The sequence below is a fragment of the Arsukibacterium sp. UBA3155 genome, from assembly GCA_002364615.1.
Lineage (GTDB): Bacteria > Pseudomonadota > Gammaproteobacteria > Enterobacterales > Alteromonadaceae > Alishewanella.
The window spans coordinates 21,472-38,356 of record DEYP01000016.1 but is presented as its reverse complement, the minus strand read 5'-3'; the positions used below and the strand labels follow the sequence as shown (position 1 = coordinate 38,356).

Genomic DNA, 16,885 nt, shown 5'->3' with positions numbered 1-16,885 from the left:
CCTTTGCAGGAAATGCTTCCCTTCTTACCATCGCTGTAATAAGGTTTGCCAAGGGCTCAGAATAGGAACGAAGAATAATGAAAATGACCAAAATTGCATTACTAGTCACCATCGGTAGTACCTTACTGTTGTCGCCCTTCGCCACTATTGCAGCTGATCAACATACCAGCTTTTGCGAAAGCGCCAGCTGCCAGTCAGAATTTAAAAAGCTGGAAGAGATGGCACGTTATGGTAGCGGTGAGGCTGCCACTATCGTTGCCGTTGCTTATGCCACCGCGGAAGGTGTTGAACAGGATATAGACAAAGCCCGTCAACAAATTAAACAGGCCGTACGCTGGCGTGAGCCGATGGGCATCCATCAGATGTCAGTCTGGTTACGCCAGGGCTTTGTCTTTGAACAAGACATCAAACGCGCTGATATATTGCTGGACCGGGCAGTCCGGTTAGCGTTTGGTCCGGCGTTAACCGATAAAGCTAAATTGCTGCTGACCAAAAACACCCCGCAAGCAGATAAAGAAGCGATAGCCCTGCTGGAGCAGGCCAATCAGCAATACTACAGCCCAGGGCAATACCTGCTGGCGCAGTTGCTGGTTAGTGGCGTTGCGGTGGAATCTGATTTAGCCCGCGCCGCCCGTCTTTATAAAAACCTGGCGCTTAAAGGCTACGCTGACTCCAGACAGCAACTGGATCAGATCATTACCGCACTGGAGCAAACCACTCAACGTGCTGCCGAAGACAAAACCGATCGTGAACTGGTAGCCCGGGTGCAACCGCTGCTGACAGATTTAAAGCAAATTAATGATATTGAAGTGTTTAAAGTACAGGGTAAGCAATTTAGTGTTAAATCTGAATTCAGTTATATCGTTACTCAACTCGACTCTCTGAATCTTTATACCAAAAACCAAACGGGTAGCCGTATACCGGGAGTACTATGTGGCAGGAGCGTTGCAAGCTGCAGCAACTCTGTAGACGATACGATGGATGGCTTGCTGGAGCGTAGCAGCGTATTTACCTTTAGCACTGACCAGTTTAGATCGTCCTATTAGCAGGTTTTAAATTTTAACGCAGAGGCAGGTTGAACCCTCATCTGCATGTTGATACTACAACACTTATTAAGGAATAATGACCATGCAATTAAACAGGATCGGCTTAGTAGTTGCTGTAACGGGCACCTTGTTGATAGTGCCGGCTTTTACTGTTACCGCAGATCAGGATACCGCAGCTCAGAACACCGATTTCTGCGACAGCGCCCTTTGCCAGTCTGATTTTAAAAAACTGGAAAGGCTGGCACATTATGGCAGTGGCGAAGCGGCAACCGTGGTCGCAGTAGCTTATGCTACAGGCGAGGGTGTTGAAAAGGATGTTAAAAAAGCCCGCCGTCATATTAAACAGGCGGTACGCTGGCGCGAGCCCATGGGGATGCACCAGATGTCAGTCTGGTTACGTCACGGTTTTATATTTGAGCAGGATATTGGCAAAGCGGACGAACTACTGGACCGGGCAGCCAAAGTAGAGTTTGGCCCGGCGTTAACAGATAAAGCTAAATTATTGCTGGCAAAAGATACCCCACAGGCGGATAAAGAAGCTGTCGTCCTGCTTGAGCAGGCAAACGAGCAGTACTACAAGCCTGGCCAATATTTACTGGCCCAGTTGTTGGTCAGCGGCGTTGGCGTTGAATCTGATTTGGCCCGCGCAGGCTTTCTGTACAAAAATCTGGCGTTAAAAGGCTATGCAGATTCCAGAGTGCGCTTAAATGAAATTATTAATGCGCTAGAGCAAGTCACCCAGCAACCCGAGCCAGAGCTGGTCGCGGTGGTGCAACCGGTACTGGCAAACCTGAAGAAAATTGATGATATTGAAGTCATTGAAGTCAAGGGCGAGCAGTTCGATGCCAGCTCTGAGCTGGGCAATATTGTGGCTCAGCTGAAATCGCTAAATATCTATTATCAGGGTAATACCGGCTCGCGTATTCCTGGCAATATCTGTGGTCGTGGCACGGCAGTGTGCAGCGTCGCGTTTGATCGCAAAACAGATACCGCATTTGGTGCCACAACGGTCGGTGAGTTAATGGGTAAATAAATTTAAATCTTTATAAAAAAGGCCCATGCAATTGCATGGGCCTTTTCATTTAACTGGCAAAGTGAGCGATTACTGCAGGTTTCTTGCACTCCCGCTAAAGATAGGCGCGATTAAACGACTCTTTTGATTGCTGCAAATAATTACGGGCCTTCAGAGCATGATTTTCCCAGATTTGCTTATCAGCAGCATCGGAAAACGGATTCTGGCTGGGGTGTACTGAACGCTCAAAGCGATCATAGTAGGTCAACACCGCTGAAGTGATTTGATTAAACTGGTCCTTATAACTCTGGGTTTGTTCCAGCTGTTCTGACGTTTTCAGGACAAAACGAATCAGCTCGGTATTGTTGCCCTCATGCAGATAGCTATTGGCGGTCAGGGTAATATTGCCAGCTACCTCATCCATCAACTTTTTGCGAGCAACCTCATCCTTGCTAAGGGCCCGGCTTACCGTTTCCTGCGAACGCGCCATGCTGGCATGTTGTAAGGTCGCCCTTAGCTGTTTATCCAGCTCAAGGCGAAAACGATCAACACTCTTCTGAATATTAATCAGTTCATTATCCAGCGCCACGACCTGGGTTAGTTCTTTTTCCAGTTCTGCCAAAAAACGCTCTGCATCCTGATAAATTTTCAGGCCGTTATGCTCCGCGAACTTACGATCAGCCCGGCTTAAACCGGCATCATTGTAGTTACTTTTATCAAAACTGGAGGCCAGAAATGACTTAAAGGGCTCGGCAAAGGCAGAGTAAGCACCGGCACTCACCACATTTAAACTGGCGGTAACCAGGTCGCCAAAGGGCTTTAACATGGAGTTCAGCCGCGCTTGTTGCAATGGCGTGGTCACCCGTCTGGCATCGGTGACAATACTGCGAAAACTGGCATAGGCCATAGGGTTAGACATTCTGTTACGCTCAGACCCGGCCAAAGCCAGCGCAATACCAGAATGCAACGCATTGGCATACTCCAGATATTGCCGTTGCAAATCCAGCTGAGCTGCATAATTTGCGCCCAGGGTGCGGAACGACTCGGCCTGCACGGCAATGTTCTGATCTTCGCGCAATTTATCCAGTATACCGCTGACAATACGCTGTTCATTCTTCTGTAAAGCGGTCGCCAGCATAATGCGTTCCACCATAACATCGTCAAGATCCAGGGCACCACTGAGCACTTCAATATCAAGTCGCAGGTAACGTTTAGCCGGTTCATCTATTGATACCCGATGCGCCTTAAAACTAACATCCCCTGCGGAATGTTCTATCAGCGCAACCGGCTGCCACAGCGCATTAACGGAGGGTAAATCGGATACCATGACATGAATACGGTAGGATGTGGTTGTCGTTTCCGGCCGCAGCCACAGCTCCAGCACGCCCATCTCACCTATGGCCTCTTTGCTGAACATGACACTGTTGCCCGGCTTACAGCGCAACGCTAACTCGCCCGAACGCGGCACGCCAAGCAATGCCCGGCATTCACCTAGTTGATGCCATTGCTCACCATCACTGTTTTCAAACCCGTCACTGAACACAATAGCGGCCTGTGTTGAAACCACAGGCAACCAGACAGCAAGCAACAACGCAAATACCTTACGCATGCGAACCTCAGATAGAAAAACAGATAAACCACCGGATGGCAGTTTTTGGCAGTGTGGCTAGTTTACCAGCAGCCCCCTGATAAGCGGAAGAGGGCTGAGCAAGGATTATTTATGGGCAATCGGTTTATCGGTAAATAAATAGTCTTTTAATTGTTTATCAAAGTGCGGATCTTTTCGTCTTATCCATTCCAGCACCATGGCGGCATGCTCTTTTTCCTCATCCCGGTTATGAATAAGAATCTTTTTCAGATTTTCATCCTTACAGGCATCCACCCGCTGATTATACCAATCAACCGCTTCAAGCTCTTCCATTAAGGAGGTAATAGCCCGGTGCATGTCGCGCGTTTCAGCAGTAAGTTCTGCTATAGGTTCATGGTAGCCTTCGTTTGCCATAAATATTCCTACTTGTAGTACATTAAAAATCTTAGTGTAGATGACAGCAATGCGCCCCGCCTGCCTGCTTGCAGCTAAATGTTACTTTTAATCCCGAAAACGCATCTTAAATAACAGGCGTATTACGTATGTCATCATTCAGAGCTAGATTGGTGTGGTTCAGCAGAGGAGTTTCTATGTCTGAACTGAAAGGCTTGTTTGATGCTGTAACGGGTCGAACGTCAAAACAAAGTTTGTAACGGCAGCCAAAACCCACTCTGTTATTCAGCTTTTTGTACGACTAGATTTTGCTCTAATTTATTTTCAAACGCTGTAATTCGATCTATCAATTGCTGTAATTTTCCTTCAATTCCATTTAGATCTTTTTCACCGTTCTCTGCGTCTATCTCTAGCACACTAACTCTTTCCATGGTTTGCTCAAAATGCGCTAAGGATATTTTTAACTCTTTAATAGTACTAGACATATCTGCAACCTGGTCAGTCATCTCGATAATATCTTTACGATTGTTAGTGCTCTTCACATATGCTGTTAGCCAAAGCTCATCAATTTCCTCTTTGCTCATTTGACTTACAGTTCTCACATCCATATTTAATTTATCTAAGATCTCATCTCTCAACTCAATCATTTCATTAAACGCTTTCTTCTGTACATCGAGTTGTGTATACATATTGCTTGTTATATTTTCTGTTTTTATCTCAAAATCCTCAAACTTAGCTTCATATCTACTTTTCAAAGAATCCATCAGCAACGCTACGGTAAAAAACCCAAAAAAAGTTAGAAGTGACAAGCCAACTATTAATATTTTAAGGTGTCTTTTATCACGTTCCTGGACCCTATTTAATTCATTCGCGAGCGCTTCTTTATCCATAATCATTTTCCAGATGGTATTAACGTTTTAATTTTTTCAATAGGAAAATCTTTGATACAACACGTGCTATTTAAAGCCTTCTCTGCGGCTATAAGTCCTCCTTGCGACAGTCTTACCTTTATTAAATCACAACCATTCATACAGCAATGAATGCGAATAATTACAAAAACGCCGACCAATAACACTGAAACAATGAAACCAGAAATGGAGACTGCAAGCGAACCAACAAAACTATGATCATCGTAACTAGTTAAAATAATTACTAGAAATAAAGCTGCTACAACAACCATTGAAACAACTAAAATCAACATGGTTTTGGCCAGTTGTTCTTGCCTATAGATAATGTTGTTCAAATATTCTTCCAGCTTTTCCAAAATGAATACTCCAAAGAAGATTAAACATTTTTACTTTAAGCAGCACAGACTTTAGCTATAGTACATATACCTATTTTAGGTACCACCTTGCTTCGTTCTGAATATAGTTCATGTTTCAGAAGTTGCTAGCATTGCCAGTGAAATTTTTACTGCCTGAAAAGCAGCAACTGAATACCGCTATTACAGAATGGTTATTAATCTCTGCTTCGATAATTGTTACTGGGACATTAGGTTTGTAACAAAGACTGTAGTCAGCGCGCTTACATTTACCAAGGGTGGTTAGATTGCCTTTGACATAAATACGTCCATCCGTAAAACCGACCTCTCCACGGACTTGTTTACGCATGTCCCGTCCCGCATTTACAAGTGCCTGGCTAATAAACTTGGAGCATATATCGCGCTCACTCAGGCTTTTTTTATTCATGTGTACACATATCTGTATGATGATTAGCCATTATTTGCTAACCATTGTGCTTAAGTTTCTACTTGCTCGGCGCCCCCTTAAAAGTTACTATTTTTTAACTTTAAATTACAAGGATGCAATATGAAGCAGCCAAGCCACCAGTTAGCCGATATTACTTATGCTCAGTTAAGGGAGCAAAGCCGCGCGCAGGCAGTATCAAAGATGCCCTTACGTTTGCAGGAATCAGTAAAACTTGAAGATATTACCGGTAGAACCATAGCGCAATTATCGAGGTGGGAAACCCACCCTAATCGCCGAGTAATGTGGTCCTGGCCACAATGGACCAGCCGCTATGCCGCCATTTACCCTAAGCGTTTTGAGCTGGCGATTTGGTTTCATAGCATGTTGTGTAGCGCATCGTTGGGCCGGCCAACCTGGGGCGCAGGAAAACTGCGACTGGATATGATTTAATCTTCTCCGGAGAAGACGCCTCTAACAGGAAATACGGCGCAATTAACTGTAATCGCGGCAGAAGCCTATGCTATTAGCATAGGAGCGCAACAAGTCCGAATTATGAACCCGATTAATAATAAAGTTAGGTCACATTATGAGTCACTTGGCTATTTATACGTTGGTGGCAAAAGTGACTTTTGCACTAAGGACCTGATATGAAAAAGCAAACAGACAGACCAGAACCTGGTACACCAGAATTTGATAAATGGCTTGGCGACTATATCGCCAAACGTTTTAAAGAATTGGAGAATGTACCCGAGTTAGAAGATGAATTCGGTGTTTTGTCTGGTAGCATCGAGAGTATGACTAATACCGATGCCGAAGCCTTTCCTGATGAACCGGAAGAATATATGCCGCATGAGCGGGTGAAGATTGTGGTGGATAACACCGGCAAGAAAGGTAAGTAAGTTGTCGAACTAAGGGTTCGAACCAAATCCTCATCTCGACGCTTAAATGAAAAAGGCCCATGCAGTAGGCCGAGAGTCGGGATTGCCAGCACCATCCATGGCGCTGGCCCTGCGGGCCGCACTAAAGTGCGTCCAAACTCGCTCCCGGCGAATTTGTCGAACCAAAGGGTTCTCGTCAAGACCTCGTCTCGACGCTTAAATGAAAAAGGCCCACGCTTTTGGCGTGGGCCTTTTTCATTTAATTGGCGGAGAGAGAGAGCGTAGAACTATGATTCATAGCGTCTGAAGCAATCCATAAATATAATATAAATCACTGTTATTTATATAATATATTTCCAAGGCAGTCCATGCCGAGTTATACTAACCTTACAAATTGACGGTTCCGTTGACGGTTCGCAAAAGGATTTTCAGGATGGCTCTAACTCATACCGCTGTAACCAATGCTAAACCAAAAGACAAAATGTATAAGCTAACCGATGGTGGTGGTTTATACCTGCAAATAAAACCAACTGGCTATAAGTGCTTTAAATACGATTATCGTCTTAATGGTGAACGTGGTACTTACACCATTGGTTCGTATCCCGAGTTCTCACTTAAAGACGCCAGAGAAGAACACCGTAAAGCCCGCGAAATGGTAGCAAAAGGTATAGCGCCAATTACTATCAAGGAAGAGCGCAGAGTAAGCCAAGAAAAAGAAACTAAACGGTTCAGTTACTACATGACCCAATGGTTAAAGCGTAAAAATTTAGCTAAAACTACTGAAGATGATCTTGTTCAGCGTATCCAGAAAAACTTATTACCCGACTTAGATAAAAAACCAGTTGATGATTACAGTACCGCTGACTTATTAAAGATAATAATGAAAGTTAGCCAACGAGGTGCAAAAGAGACAGCAAGACGACTAGCTGGCGTATTAAGGCAAATCTATAACGATATTCTTATCCTTGGTTTAGTTGAAAACAATCCTGCGGCAAATCTGGCAGAGCTATTACCTGCGCCTGATAAACTGGCTAAAAAGAACTTTGCCCACATAACCAAACCAGAAGAGCTAAGTTATCTGATTAAACAAATACACCAACCAAGCCAAAGGCAAGACTTTGTCGTTACACAGGCACTTAAGCTGATGCCGTTACTGTTTTTAAGACCTCACAACATAAGGTTTTTAAAATGGGAGTACATTGATTTTGACAATCAGATGATCGACTTACCTGCTTCCCAACTTAAAACCAGAAAGCCATTGCAAGTACCACTAGCCAGCCAGGCGATAAAGCTATTAGAAGAGTTAAAGCCCGTTACAGGCCACTTAGAGTATGTTTTTATTGCTGCCAGAAGTATTAATAACAAGCCAATAAGTGAAAGTACAACCAATAGCGCGTTACAGCGGATTATTAACCCTGAAACCAATAAACCCTATGGTTCAGGCTTTATGACTTCACATGGTTTCAGGCATACTGCCAGTACCTTCTTAAATGAACTTGGCTTTGATCCTGACGTAATCGAGTTACAGTTAGCTCATATGAACAAAGACCGGATCAGAGCGACCTACAACAAAGCACAGTTGATGGAAAAACGGAAAGAGATGATGCAGGCATGGGCGGATTACTTAGAGCAGTTAAGAGGAACTTAATTGAAACCACTAATTAAGGCAAATGCTAATGTAGATAATATTGTTACGTATCTACAACTTGAGTTAGCTAAGATTGTGAGCAACAAAGATACTCTTTGTTTCACTACCACTACTGAATTAGAAGTTACTGTAGTAAATAATTACAACATTAAAGAATTAAACAATCACTCAAGCTTAACTAATGCTAATCCAATAACAATACCTAAAGGTACTAAACTATTTATCACTTTAGCTGACTTACCCTATAAACAAATTGATACTGACTTAACCATTCAGTATGCTGTAAATGAAAATGGTAAAATTCTTCATTTTATTAAAGAATCTATATTTGGCTATGTAGTAAGACATTTAACCATTAGCTTGCTTGATGGAAGTAATACTGTGCAATCAAGCCAACCAAAAGCTCCCAAACTAAAGAAACCTGAACGACAATTAATTACAGCGACACAGTGGTATGAAGATCAACAGAAGCAACTAAGTTTAAACTCTATAGCAGATGTAGATAATCACTACCATAAACTTAAATGGACACACCGCCATTATTGGCGAGAATGGTCGCAGATCAGTCCTGCTGATTTCGATTTTAGCGATTCTGATAAAATAATAGAAAACTTTTACACTAAAACCCTAAACCACTTCAAAAAATCTTTAAAAAACCAGTAATTTACTCACAACCAGTATTACTGGTTGTATTGGTTTTAGTACTCAACATTGGCCTTTATCCTTTGCTCTGTCCAGTATTAGAGGAGTAACCCAATGTCAGATAATCGTTTAATCAGAATCCGTGAAGTAATTAACTTAACTGGCTTATCAAAAAGCTATCTTTATCAACTTTCAAATTCAGGCAATTTCCCGAAACGAGTAAAACTGGTTGAAGGTGGCACAGCTTCAGCTTGGCTTCTTTCAGAGGTGAATGACTGGATTAGCAGCAGAGTTGCAAACAGAAAATAAAAAAAACCCACACAGCCAACTAAAAGCGGTATGGGTTCTTCTGTTTTCTGAGCAATCACAGTATAGCTCTTCCCGCATTTTGCTGGCAAACCTTAATAATATATAAGGAATTGTTTATGCAAATTACTTTAACTGTACAGCAAACAAAGGTTTATCAGTTACTGATTAACAACAAATCAGTCAGTACCTACGATATCTTGTCGAAAAGTATCAGAAATCCCTCTCAGATAATCGGACAACTTAAAAGTCTGGGCGCTGACATAACCAAAGTTGAGAAACCATGCGTTGATAACTTTGGAGTTCTTAAAAAACGTACAGCATTTTACACTCTAGTGGGGTGGTCTGATGAATAAACTGATCTTAACCCCCCTATCAACAATCATGTCACAGGTGTACCAAGTAAACTGGTTAGTTGAGAACTTTTTAGAGAAAGGCAGTTTAAACATGGTGTTCGGTGAGCCAGGAACGTATAAATCCTTTCTTGCTATGGAATTGGCCTTTTGCATTAGCAATGGCCTTGACTGGTATGGGAACTGCACATTTAAAGGTGATGTGATATACCTTGCTGGTGAAGGATTCAGTGGGATTCAGAAGCGCTTCACAGCGCTTGAGTCTAAGTACAGCATGAACCAACAAGGCATTTATGTATCATCAAAACCAGCTGAAATTATTAGCGCAGATTCTGTTGGTGAAGTATTAAAAGAGATTAATGATCTTTCCATTCGACCAGTGCTGATTGTTGTTGATACATTGCATCGCAACTTAGGTGATGGTGACGAAAACTCATCTAAAGATATTGGTTTGTTCATCAAGAATCTTGATTATATTAAGACAAAGACCAATGCAGCAGTACTTTGCATACATCACTCGGGGCATGGTGACAAAGGCCATAGCAGAGGTAGTTCTGCTATAAGAGCATCACTCGATAGTGAGTATCAACTTAAGGCTAAGGAACATGGTGTTGAACTTACTTGCAAAAAAATGAAAGAGTTTGAAAAACCAGACTCAATGCAGTTTGTCTTATCACCATTGACAGTTAATTCAGTGTCCGGCAGTGTTGAATCTGCATTTCTTGAATTAACTACATTAGGCTCAACTAAATCGTCCAGAAGCGACCAGATTTTAGATATACTGAAGGACATGATAAATTCAAAAGGACAATCTTTACCATCAGCGACAATTCAAACTAATCCATCACTTAACGGTAAAAAAGGTGTTTTGGAAAGTGTTTTGAGAACAGAAGCCTACTCAGTTTTGAGAATTGATATACCGAAACCAAGTAGCCAGCAATCGACATACAAACGAGCTATCAATAAATTACTTAACGAAAAGCTAATAATCACGGCGGACGATTATATAGTACTTGCGTAACCGCCCCATACATACAGCCCCCCTTTTAAGGGGGCTGATGTATGTACGAACTCGCACTTAAACCTAGAGCCTTCTAAAATCATAACGCAAACTTTATTCTCGCTAGAAGTATTGAAGACCACGCAGGCGTTAGTTTTATTTAAATAATGTTATCAATATCTACTCAGGTGCTTTTTTAAGGGAGTTAATCATATAGGTATAACGTAATGATGTGACATCATTTAATATTAGAGGATTAATAAAAAAACTACCTTCGTATTGAAAGCCTGTTATCCCATGTTCCTTATCACTAAATCGAACATAATTTTTAGCTAAATATATTTCTTCCTCTTTTAATGTGAAACCATCACTATCAGTTAACTGTATAGAAATTTGATCATATTCGTTATTCTTGATTTCGTTAACAAACCAATTAAAATCTTCGATTTTATCAATGTAAAGCCCTTGATCATTTAGTTCTTTTGATGAATATCCCTTTAGTATAAGTTTGTAGTAAATTCGATCGAAGATAAATTTTGTTTTTAATTCAAAATGAATTTTTTCATCAAAATCACCAGATAAAGACAGCTTATTTTTTTCGGGTAGCTTGTACTCTTGCAATGCAATTACATTGCCATTTTCAACAACCGACAACTCACCGCTTTTTTTATTTATCAAATAAGTCGCATTTCCTACTTCTTTTACATCGAAGCTGCTATTTTCTTGTTGGCATCCAGACAAAACTATTAAACTTAAAATCGATATTGTTTTTTTCATCCCTTTATCTTCCTTGTTTACTACAGTAAAAAAGCACCACATAACATTCGAATTAAAAATAATTAGGCAACACTCTATCAAATTAAAATTTAAGTATTACTCAGCAAGATAATTTTCAGCTTTGAATAACTTAAATAAAATCAGTGTAATGTCGATTTTGTAAAAAACTAAGACAAGCTGCGCTCATGAAGAAATATTAATTTATTGGTTTCCATAAAATTAAGTTTTGACTGTTTTAAATCACTCATAAAGTGCAGTTATTCAAACCAATCTTTATTTCAACGAAAAACTCTTGAGCAGAGTCATAATAGCGATTAATATTTCCTACCTTAGAAAAACCCTCAAAAATATATTCTTTTTGTTTTATCTGTGAACAAAATGCTATGATAAGTTGCTCTCTCATTACACTATAAAACTCTTCTACTGACATTTGAAAATTTTCCTTTTGCGCGTTAAGTACTAAATCGCTAACAAGAAATATATTTTTTCCGTCAACATGAGAACTCATGCCCACCAGCTTTAAATCGTCACTAAGCGCTGCTGGTAGTCTCTTTGAGTTGTCCTTTATTAAAACATCTTCAACAAACCACAAAAGACTCTTTTCTTTTTCGCTTAGTGATGAGGCGTTAAAAGCATCTTGATTTGATGACACAAAGAAACTAAAAAAAATAAAAAAAATGTACAAAATAAATTTTTTCATTTAATTAAACCAATAAATTGATATGAAATTTCAATTCTTGAAATCAAGAAATAGATATTAATGTAATTTTTTAAACGTTACGTTGCGAATTACCTTCAGCTATGCTTTCCATTAGCTGAGCCAACCGATAACGAATGTAGTATGCACTGGCTTTTTCTTTATCACCATAAGCCTCAGCAACAGCTCTGGCCATTAAACCGTCAATTAAAAACCCTGAAGCCATTTCCTGAGCTATTTGAGCGTAAAATCTTTCACTTAAAAATTTATTATTTTTTTCACTCTCACTTCGTGCATCCAATACATTTTTAATTTTAAACTTCGCAGTTTTAGTTCCTCGAACCGCTAAAGTAATTGCAGTTACTATTGATGCAAAAAGTATTGCTGGTACTGATGCTTCAGCGGCTGCGCTCGCACCATTTGCTGCTGAAATTGCAATTATTACAACTACACAAAACCATAGTAGCCCTAGATTCAAATAAACCCTTATTAAATAAAATTTCCACCTCACTCAGCACAAGACACTGGCCCCATCCCTGTTCGCTGCGCTCACAGGTCTAGGGATATCTTGTGTTTCATTCGGCGGCGTCCCTGTACATGCAGCTAACCTATAAGCTAACAGCAAATAAAAAATTACCTAGTGCTTTACGATATGGTAGCCGTACTTAATAAACAGCATGATCTGTATTAGACAGAACGATTTAGAGATGAAGATATACTAACTTTTAATAATCAGCAATATTTAGGTACAGCAAGCCTATAGGCTATGTCAGGTTTTTTAAATTTGGTTTAATGACGCATAACGGCAGTACTCTCAGTCTTGTTGATGTTCCAGCAAAGGCTCCCCCCCTCTCAACTACAAATTTTGTGAAATTATTTTACCCCCCCCACCACTAAACGTAAGTGTCGAGCTCGATGATGTAGCCTTAGTGACCCAACCTTCACCAGCACGCATTAAATCGCTTGTAAGGCATCCAATTGGGTTTTAAGCTACATCATTCAATATATCCCTTTAAACGATTTCAAGGCGATTTAAAGGGGTTTCAAAGGTAAGCAAGGAGCAAAATATTGGAAGATGTTTCAGAGTCGAAATTTTGTGATCAGTGCGGCTGGAGTCTTACACCTCTATTAAACATTCATCAAAGTAAAAAATGTAATCGATCAAACTGCGATAAAATAATCTTCTTTGAAAGTTGGGGAGAAGGTGGCGGATTAATGGTAGAAAAGGGAAACAAATTACATTTTCCTGCTGGTTCAATAAAAATATCTTTAGACCCTAGAGATGGGCGATTGACCGAGTTTGGTCTCAAAGGATTTATCAAGGACTTGTTCCGAGGTCCAGAAATTCCGAAAGAGAAAGAGTCTTTCCTTGAATTCCTAATTGAACAAGAAAAGTTACTAGACACAGAATTAAGTGAGCTTGAATGGATCAACCACCTAGATCTTTTCAATCCAGATGATTCCGAAGAATGTAGTCGCATTTTAAAGAAAGAGAGCGAATACTACTTATTGAAACTTTATCAATCGTCAAGCTATGGTGAAGCTCATAGAGCCTATAAGAGTAATGACTTTGAAAAAGCTACGAGAGATGCTTACTGTGCTCACGTTTTTCATTGTCTCGCGACCCTGAAATTGGAGCACTTAGATAAAATAATAACACTTGGATATGACTGTTACCACGACATGGTAACAAACGAATTAAATTTCGATAATACAAAGAAAGAAAAACTCTTGATTGCTCAATTAGCTCGGCAAGTGCAGAATATTGATGATCTCCATTTACATGTCTGGTTGACTGATGAACAACCCATTCTTCCGCGAATACATGCAAAAGGCATCAGTGAAAATACGGCAAAAAGAGCTCTAGAATTTGAAAAGGAAAGAAGACGCATAGCTAAAGAAGAGAGTAAAGCTGACCGAGAGCATAACTTGAAGTCTTTGGACGTTAAGACGAAAATTTTCTTAGCGATAGTGCCGATTGTAACTGGAGCAATAGGATTTCTTTTGGGAAGTTAGTTAGAAAACGCTTTAACCTACAACTACCGACCTACCCCTTCAATCTGCCAACCCTAAACTATTAAGATTGGCCGCAGCAACGACAAATGACGGTTTCATTGACGGCCTTCAAACGGCTAAAAATAAAAAAGACCTTTAAAATCAAGGTCTTTTTCAAATAATGTGGCGGAGAGAGAGGGATTCGAACCCTCGTTAGGGGTTAACCTAAACACACTTTCCAGGCGTGCGCCTTCAGCCACTCAGCCATCTCTCCGGAACTTGCGTTGCAAGCGCGGCTATACTAGGGAAATTCGCACTGCGCTGCAACTGTTATATACGTAACTGCTTTTTTATGGCTGCTTTTTAAGCAGCCGGTGTTACTTTAACCTGAGCTTTTGGCTTAGGCGTTGCCTTTTACCTGCATTTTTAGCTCTTTTGCGAAACCCAGCATGCGGTTAAGTGGCACTAAGGCTTTTTCGCGAAGTGCATCGTCGACAAAGATTTCATGGCCATTAGCATCGTTTAACGCGTCCTCAATCGCTTTTAAGCCGTTCATTGCCATCCAGGGGCAATGTGCACAGCTGCGACAGGTGGCGCCGTTACCGCCCGTTGGGGCCTCGATAAAGGTACGGTCTGGCATTTGTTGCTGCATTTTATAAAAAATGCCCTTGTCGGTTGCCACAATAAAGGTGCTGTTAGGCAAGGTTTGGCTGGCTTTAATTAACTGACTGGTTGAGCCTACCGCGTCTGCTAACTGCACCACACTGTCGGGTGACTCCGGATGCACCAGTACAGCAGCTTCTGGATACTGCTTTTTCAGCTCGACCAGCGCATTGGCTTTAAATTCGTCGTGGACAATACAGGCAGCATCCCATAACAACATGTCGGCGCCGGTTTGCTTCTGCACATAGGCACCCAGGTGTTTATCGGGGCCCCACAGGATTTTCTTACCCTGGCTATCTAAATAGTCAACAACATCCAGTGCGATTGAAGAGGTTACCACCCAGTCAGCCCGTGCTTTTACCGCAGCCGAGGTATTGGCGTACACCACTACCACGCGGTCAGGGTGCGCGTCACAAAACGCCGAGAACGGCTCGGCCGGACAGCCCAAATCCAGAGAACAAGTGGCTTCCAGCGTCGGCATTAATACCGTTTTATTCGGGGTCAGAATTTTTGCGGTTTCGCCCATAAACTTCACCCCGGCGACAATTAACGTCTGTGCCGGGTGCTCATTACCAAAGCGTGCCATTTCTAACGAGTCTGAGACACAGCCGCCGGTTTCTTCAGCCAGGGCCTGAATTTCCGGGTCGGTATAGTAATGCGCAACTAATACCGCATTCTTTTGCTGCAGCAAGGTTTTAATACGGGTTTTGTATGCACGTTTTTCATCTGCAGACAGTGTTGCAGGCTTTCTTGGGAAACTGAAATCCTGTTCACTAAAATACATCGACTGCGTCATAACACCTGACCGGTTGCGTAAAAAGGGGCATATTATACACTTGGCAGGCGAGCAATAACAGTATTTATAGGGGGAGTGTTTGGTGGGTCGTGCTGGATTCGAACCAGCGACCAATTGATTAAAAGTCAACTGCTCTACCAACTGAGCTAACGACCCAAACAGGTGCGACGAAATAAATGGTGGGTCGTGCTGGATTCGAACCAGCGACCAATTGATTAAAAGTCAACTGCTCTACCAACTGAGCTAACGACCCAAACAGGGTGCATGAAGTGGTGGGTCGTGCTGGATTCGAACCAGCGACCAATTGATTAAAAGTCAACTGCTCTACCAACTGAGCTAACGACCCACTTCAATGTACTGTTTGTGCGGTTTGGTGGGTCGTGCTGGATTCGAACCAGCGACCAATTGATTAAAAGTCAACTGCTCTACCAACTGAGCTAACGACCCTAACCGCGGACGCATATCTTACTGATTTACGGCGTTAGTGCAACCGAAAATTGTCAAAAAGGCCGCCATCATGGCCTGACTGCACAAAAAGTCGGCGATATGAAACAACAAAGCCAACCTGATGGTTGGCTTGTCGCGTTTATTTCAGGATATCTATGCGTTCCTGAGCTAACCTGGCAGACGTTGCTGAGGCATGGTCTTTGGTTAATTGCCGGTAAAAACGTAGCGCAGCATCGTTATTATTTTCGCGCTCTGCCAGCTGACCCAGCTTTAATAACGCGTCCGGTACTTTGTTAGATGTACTGAAGTTAGCCACTACGCGTTCAAAATGGGTTTTTGCTTTGCCAAGCTCATTATTATTAAACAACAGCTGGCCAAGCCAGTAATGCGCATTAGGCGCATAACCTGAATTAGGGTAATTCTGTAAAAAGGCTTCAAATTCGGGGATAGCAGCGTCATATCGCCGATCTTTCAATACCATATTCACGGCTTTGTCGTAAGCATCGTTTTCTGACATATTGGAAGAGTAAGAAACGGTGGGAACGTTATTAACGTCGCTACTAACCGCGGGCTGCTGAGCTGCGTTGCTGGTTTGCAAAGCCCCTACCCGACGATCAATTTCCTGGTATAAATCGCGTTGCCGTTGCAGCATTTCATCCAGTTGATAGGTGTGTGTTTCGGTAACACCACGCAGCTGACTTACTTCTTCAAGCAATAGATTCAGTTGCTGCTGCATTTGCAGCTGCCCCTGAGCCCGGGCTTCTACCACCCTTTCTAAGGTAGCCAGACGTTGCTCCAGAGTACCAGAGGCGGGACTGGCGAGTTGCTGATTTGTTGTGATATTTCTGCCCAGCTCAGTAACCGGTGCCGGGTTAGCCCAGGCACCGGTACTCACTAAGGACAGAGCAACCCACAGTGTTTTATTTACTGTCATGATCACTCATATTAATTATTTT

General features: G+C 41.9%; 19 protein-coding genes and 5 tRNA genes. 9 read left to right on the top strand and 15 right to left on the bottom strand.

The features are described 5' to 3' along the window. The first annotated feature begins 77 nt into the window (after nucleotides 1–77). Nucleotides 78–1,046 (top strand): tetratricopeptide repeat protein, encoded by a 969-nt coding sequence (locus tag B2X65_RS06710; RefSeq protein ID WP_290611442.1) that lies wholly within the window; start codon nucleotides 78–80, stop codon nucleotides 1,044–1,046. A gap of 82 nt (nucleotides 1,047–1,128) precedes the next feature. Next, nucleotides 1,129–2,079, top strand: coding sequence for a tetratricopeptide repeat protein (locus B2X65_RS06705; protein WP_290611441.1), 951 nt, complete (start codon nucleotides 1,129–1,131; stop codon nucleotides 2,077–2,079). A gap of 94 nt (nucleotides 2,080–2,173) precedes the next feature. Here B2X65_RS06705 and bdpA read toward each other — a convergent pair whose 3' ends face one another. The 5 genes from bdpA to B2X65_RS06680 form a co-directional block, all read right to left on the bottom strand. After that, a complete protein-coding gene (bdpA, locus tag B2X65_RS06700; RefSeq protein WP_290611439.1) occupies nucleotides 2,174–3,667 on the bottom strand; it encodes a BAR domain-like protein A BdpA in 1,494 nt (497 codons plus the stop codon). A gap of 105 nt (nucleotides 3,668–3,772) precedes the next feature. Continuing rightward, on the bottom strand, nucleotides 3,773–4,060 hold the full coding sequence (locus tag B2X65_RS06695; RefSeq protein ID WP_290611437.1) for a ferritin-like domain-containing protein: 288 nt from the start codon (nucleotides 4,058–4,060) through the stop codon (nucleotides 3,773–3,775). A gap of 260 nt (nucleotides 4,061–4,320) precedes the next feature. Further along, nucleotides 4,321–4,929, bottom strand: a complete 609-nt coding sequence (locus B2X65_RS06690; RefSeq protein ID WP_290611436.1) for a hypothetical protein — start codon at nucleotides 4,927–4,929, stop codon at nucleotides 4,321–4,323. Nucleotides 4,930–4,931: 2 nt separating this feature from the next. Then, nucleotides 4,932–5,303 (bottom strand): hypothetical protein, encoded by a 372-nt coding sequence (locus tag B2X65_RS06685; RefSeq protein WP_290611435.1) that lies wholly within the window; start codon nucleotides 5,301–5,303, stop codon nucleotides 4,932–4,934. A 115-nt stretch (nucleotides 5,304–5,418) separates the two neighbouring features. Next, nucleotides 5,419–5,727 carry a hypothetical protein gene (locus B2X65_RS06680; RefSeq protein WP_290611433.1) on the bottom strand — a complete coding sequence of 103 codons (309 nt, stop codon included), beginning with the start codon at nucleotides 5,725–5,727 and terminating at the stop codon, nucleotides 5,419–5,421. 120 nt (nucleotides 5,728–5,847) lie between these two features. On the opposite strand from B2X65_RS06680, the gene B2X65_RS06675 reads away from it, so the two are divergent. The 6 genes from B2X65_RS06675 (at nucleotide 5,848) to B2X65_RS06650 (ending at nucleotide 10,575) form a co-directional block, all read left to right on the top strand. Continuing rightward, a complete protein-coding gene (locus B2X65_RS06675; RefSeq protein WP_290611432.1) occupies nucleotides 5,848–6,177 on the top strand; it encodes a hypothetical protein in 330 nt (109 codons plus the stop codon). A 197-nt stretch (nucleotides 6,178–6,374) separates the two neighbouring features. Beyond that, a complete protein-coding gene (locus tag B2X65_RS06670; protein ID WP_290611431.1) occupies nucleotides 6,375–6,626 on the top strand; it encodes a hypothetical protein in 252 nt (83 codons plus the stop codon). Between the two features lie 385 nt (nucleotides 6,627–7,011). Then, nucleotides 7,012–8,253, top strand: coding sequence for a tyrosine-type recombinase/integrase (locus B2X65_RS06665; RefSeq protein WP_290611430.1), 1,242 nt, complete (start codon nucleotides 7,012–7,014; stop codon nucleotides 8,251–8,253). Next, nucleotides 8,254–8,916: a hypothetical protein gene (locus B2X65_RS06660; protein WP_290611428.1), complete on the top strand. Its 663-nt coding sequence runs from the start codon at nucleotides 8,254–8,256 to the stop codon at nucleotides 8,914–8,916. Nucleotides 8,917–9,009: 93 nt separating this feature from the next. Next, on the top strand, nucleotides 9,010–9,204 hold the full coding sequence (locus B2X65_RS06655) for a helix-turn-helix transcriptional regulator (RefSeq protein ID WP_290611426.1): 195 nt from the start codon (nucleotides 9,010–9,012) through the stop codon (nucleotides 9,202–9,204). A 345-nt stretch (nucleotides 9,205–9,549) separates the two neighbouring features. Then, complete coding sequence (locus B2X65_RS06650; RefSeq protein WP_290611425.1) at nucleotides 9,550–10,575, top strand: AAA family ATPase; 1,026 nt, start codon at nucleotides 9,550–9,552, stop codon at nucleotides 10,573–10,575. A gap of 159 nt (nucleotides 10,576–10,734) precedes the next feature. Here the strand turns inward: B2X65_RS06650 and B2X65_RS06645 are convergent, their stop codons facing one another. The 3 genes from B2X65_RS06645 to B2X65_RS06635 form a co-directional block, all read right to left on the bottom strand. After that, complete coding sequence (locus tag B2X65_RS06645) at nucleotides 10,735–11,331, bottom strand: hypothetical protein (protein ID WP_290611424.1); 597 nt, start codon at nucleotides 11,329–11,331, stop codon at nucleotides 10,735–10,737. 244 nt (nucleotides 11,332–11,575) lie between these two features. Next, nucleotides 11,576–12,031 (bottom strand): hypothetical protein, encoded by a 456-nt coding sequence (locus tag B2X65_RS06640; protein ID WP_290611423.1) that lies wholly within the window; start codon nucleotides 12,029–12,031, stop codon nucleotides 11,576–11,578. A 70-nt stretch (nucleotides 12,032–12,101) separates the two neighbouring features. Continuing rightward, the gene (locus B2X65_RS06635) at nucleotides 12,102–12,506 is read right to left on the bottom strand and encodes a hypothetical protein (RefSeq protein ID WP_290611421.1); all 405 of its coding nucleotides are present in this window, start codon (nucleotides 12,504–12,506) and stop codon (nucleotides 12,102–12,104) included. 590 nt (nucleotides 12,507–13,096) lie between these two features. On the opposite strand from B2X65_RS06635, the gene B2X65_RS06630 reads away from it, so the two are divergent. Next, nucleotides 13,097–14,044 (top strand): hypothetical protein, encoded by a 948-nt coding sequence (locus tag B2X65_RS06630; protein ID WP_290611420.1) that lies wholly within the window; start codon nucleotides 13,097–13,099, stop codon nucleotides 14,042–14,044. A 163-nt stretch (nucleotides 14,045–14,207) separates the two neighbouring features. On the opposite strand, the gene B2X65_RS06625 is transcribed toward B2X65_RS06630, so the two are convergent. The 7 genes from B2X65_RS06625 to ybgF all read right to left on the bottom strand — a co-directional run bounded on the left by B2X65_RS06625 (nucleotide 14,208) and on the right by ybgF (nucleotide 16,863). After that, a tRNA-Ser gene (locus B2X65_RS06625) sits at nucleotides 14,208–14,297 on the bottom strand. A gap of 126 nt (nucleotides 14,298–14,423) precedes the next feature. After that, the gene (gene nadA, locus B2X65_RS06620; RefSeq protein ID WP_290611418.1) at nucleotides 14,424–15,482 is read right to left on the bottom strand and encodes a quinolinate synthase NadA; all 1,059 of its coding nucleotides are present in this window, start codon (nucleotides 15,480–15,482) and stop codon (nucleotides 14,424–14,426) included. Nucleotides 15,483–15,562: 80 nt separating this feature from the next. Then, a tRNA-Lys gene (locus B2X65_RS06615) sits at nucleotides 15,563–15,638 on the bottom strand. Between the two features lie 21 nt (nucleotides 15,639–15,659). Further along, nucleotides 15,660–15,735, bottom strand: a tRNA-Lys gene (locus B2X65_RS06610). 17 nt (nucleotides 15,736–15,752) lie between these two features. Then, a tRNA-Lys gene (locus tag B2X65_RS06605) sits at nucleotides 15,753–15,828 on the bottom strand. 25 nt (nucleotides 15,829–15,853) lie between these two features. Beyond that, nucleotides 15,854–15,929: transfer RNA gene (locus B2X65_RS06600), tRNA-Lys, on the bottom strand. A gap of 139 nt (nucleotides 15,930–16,068) precedes the next feature. Further along, nucleotides 16,069–16,863: a tol-pal system protein YbgF gene (gene ybgF, locus B2X65_RS06595; protein WP_290611417.1), complete on the bottom strand. Its 795-nt coding sequence runs from the start codon at nucleotides 16,861–16,863 to the stop codon at nucleotides 16,069–16,071. Nucleotides 16,864–16,885 lie beyond the last annotated feature (22 nt).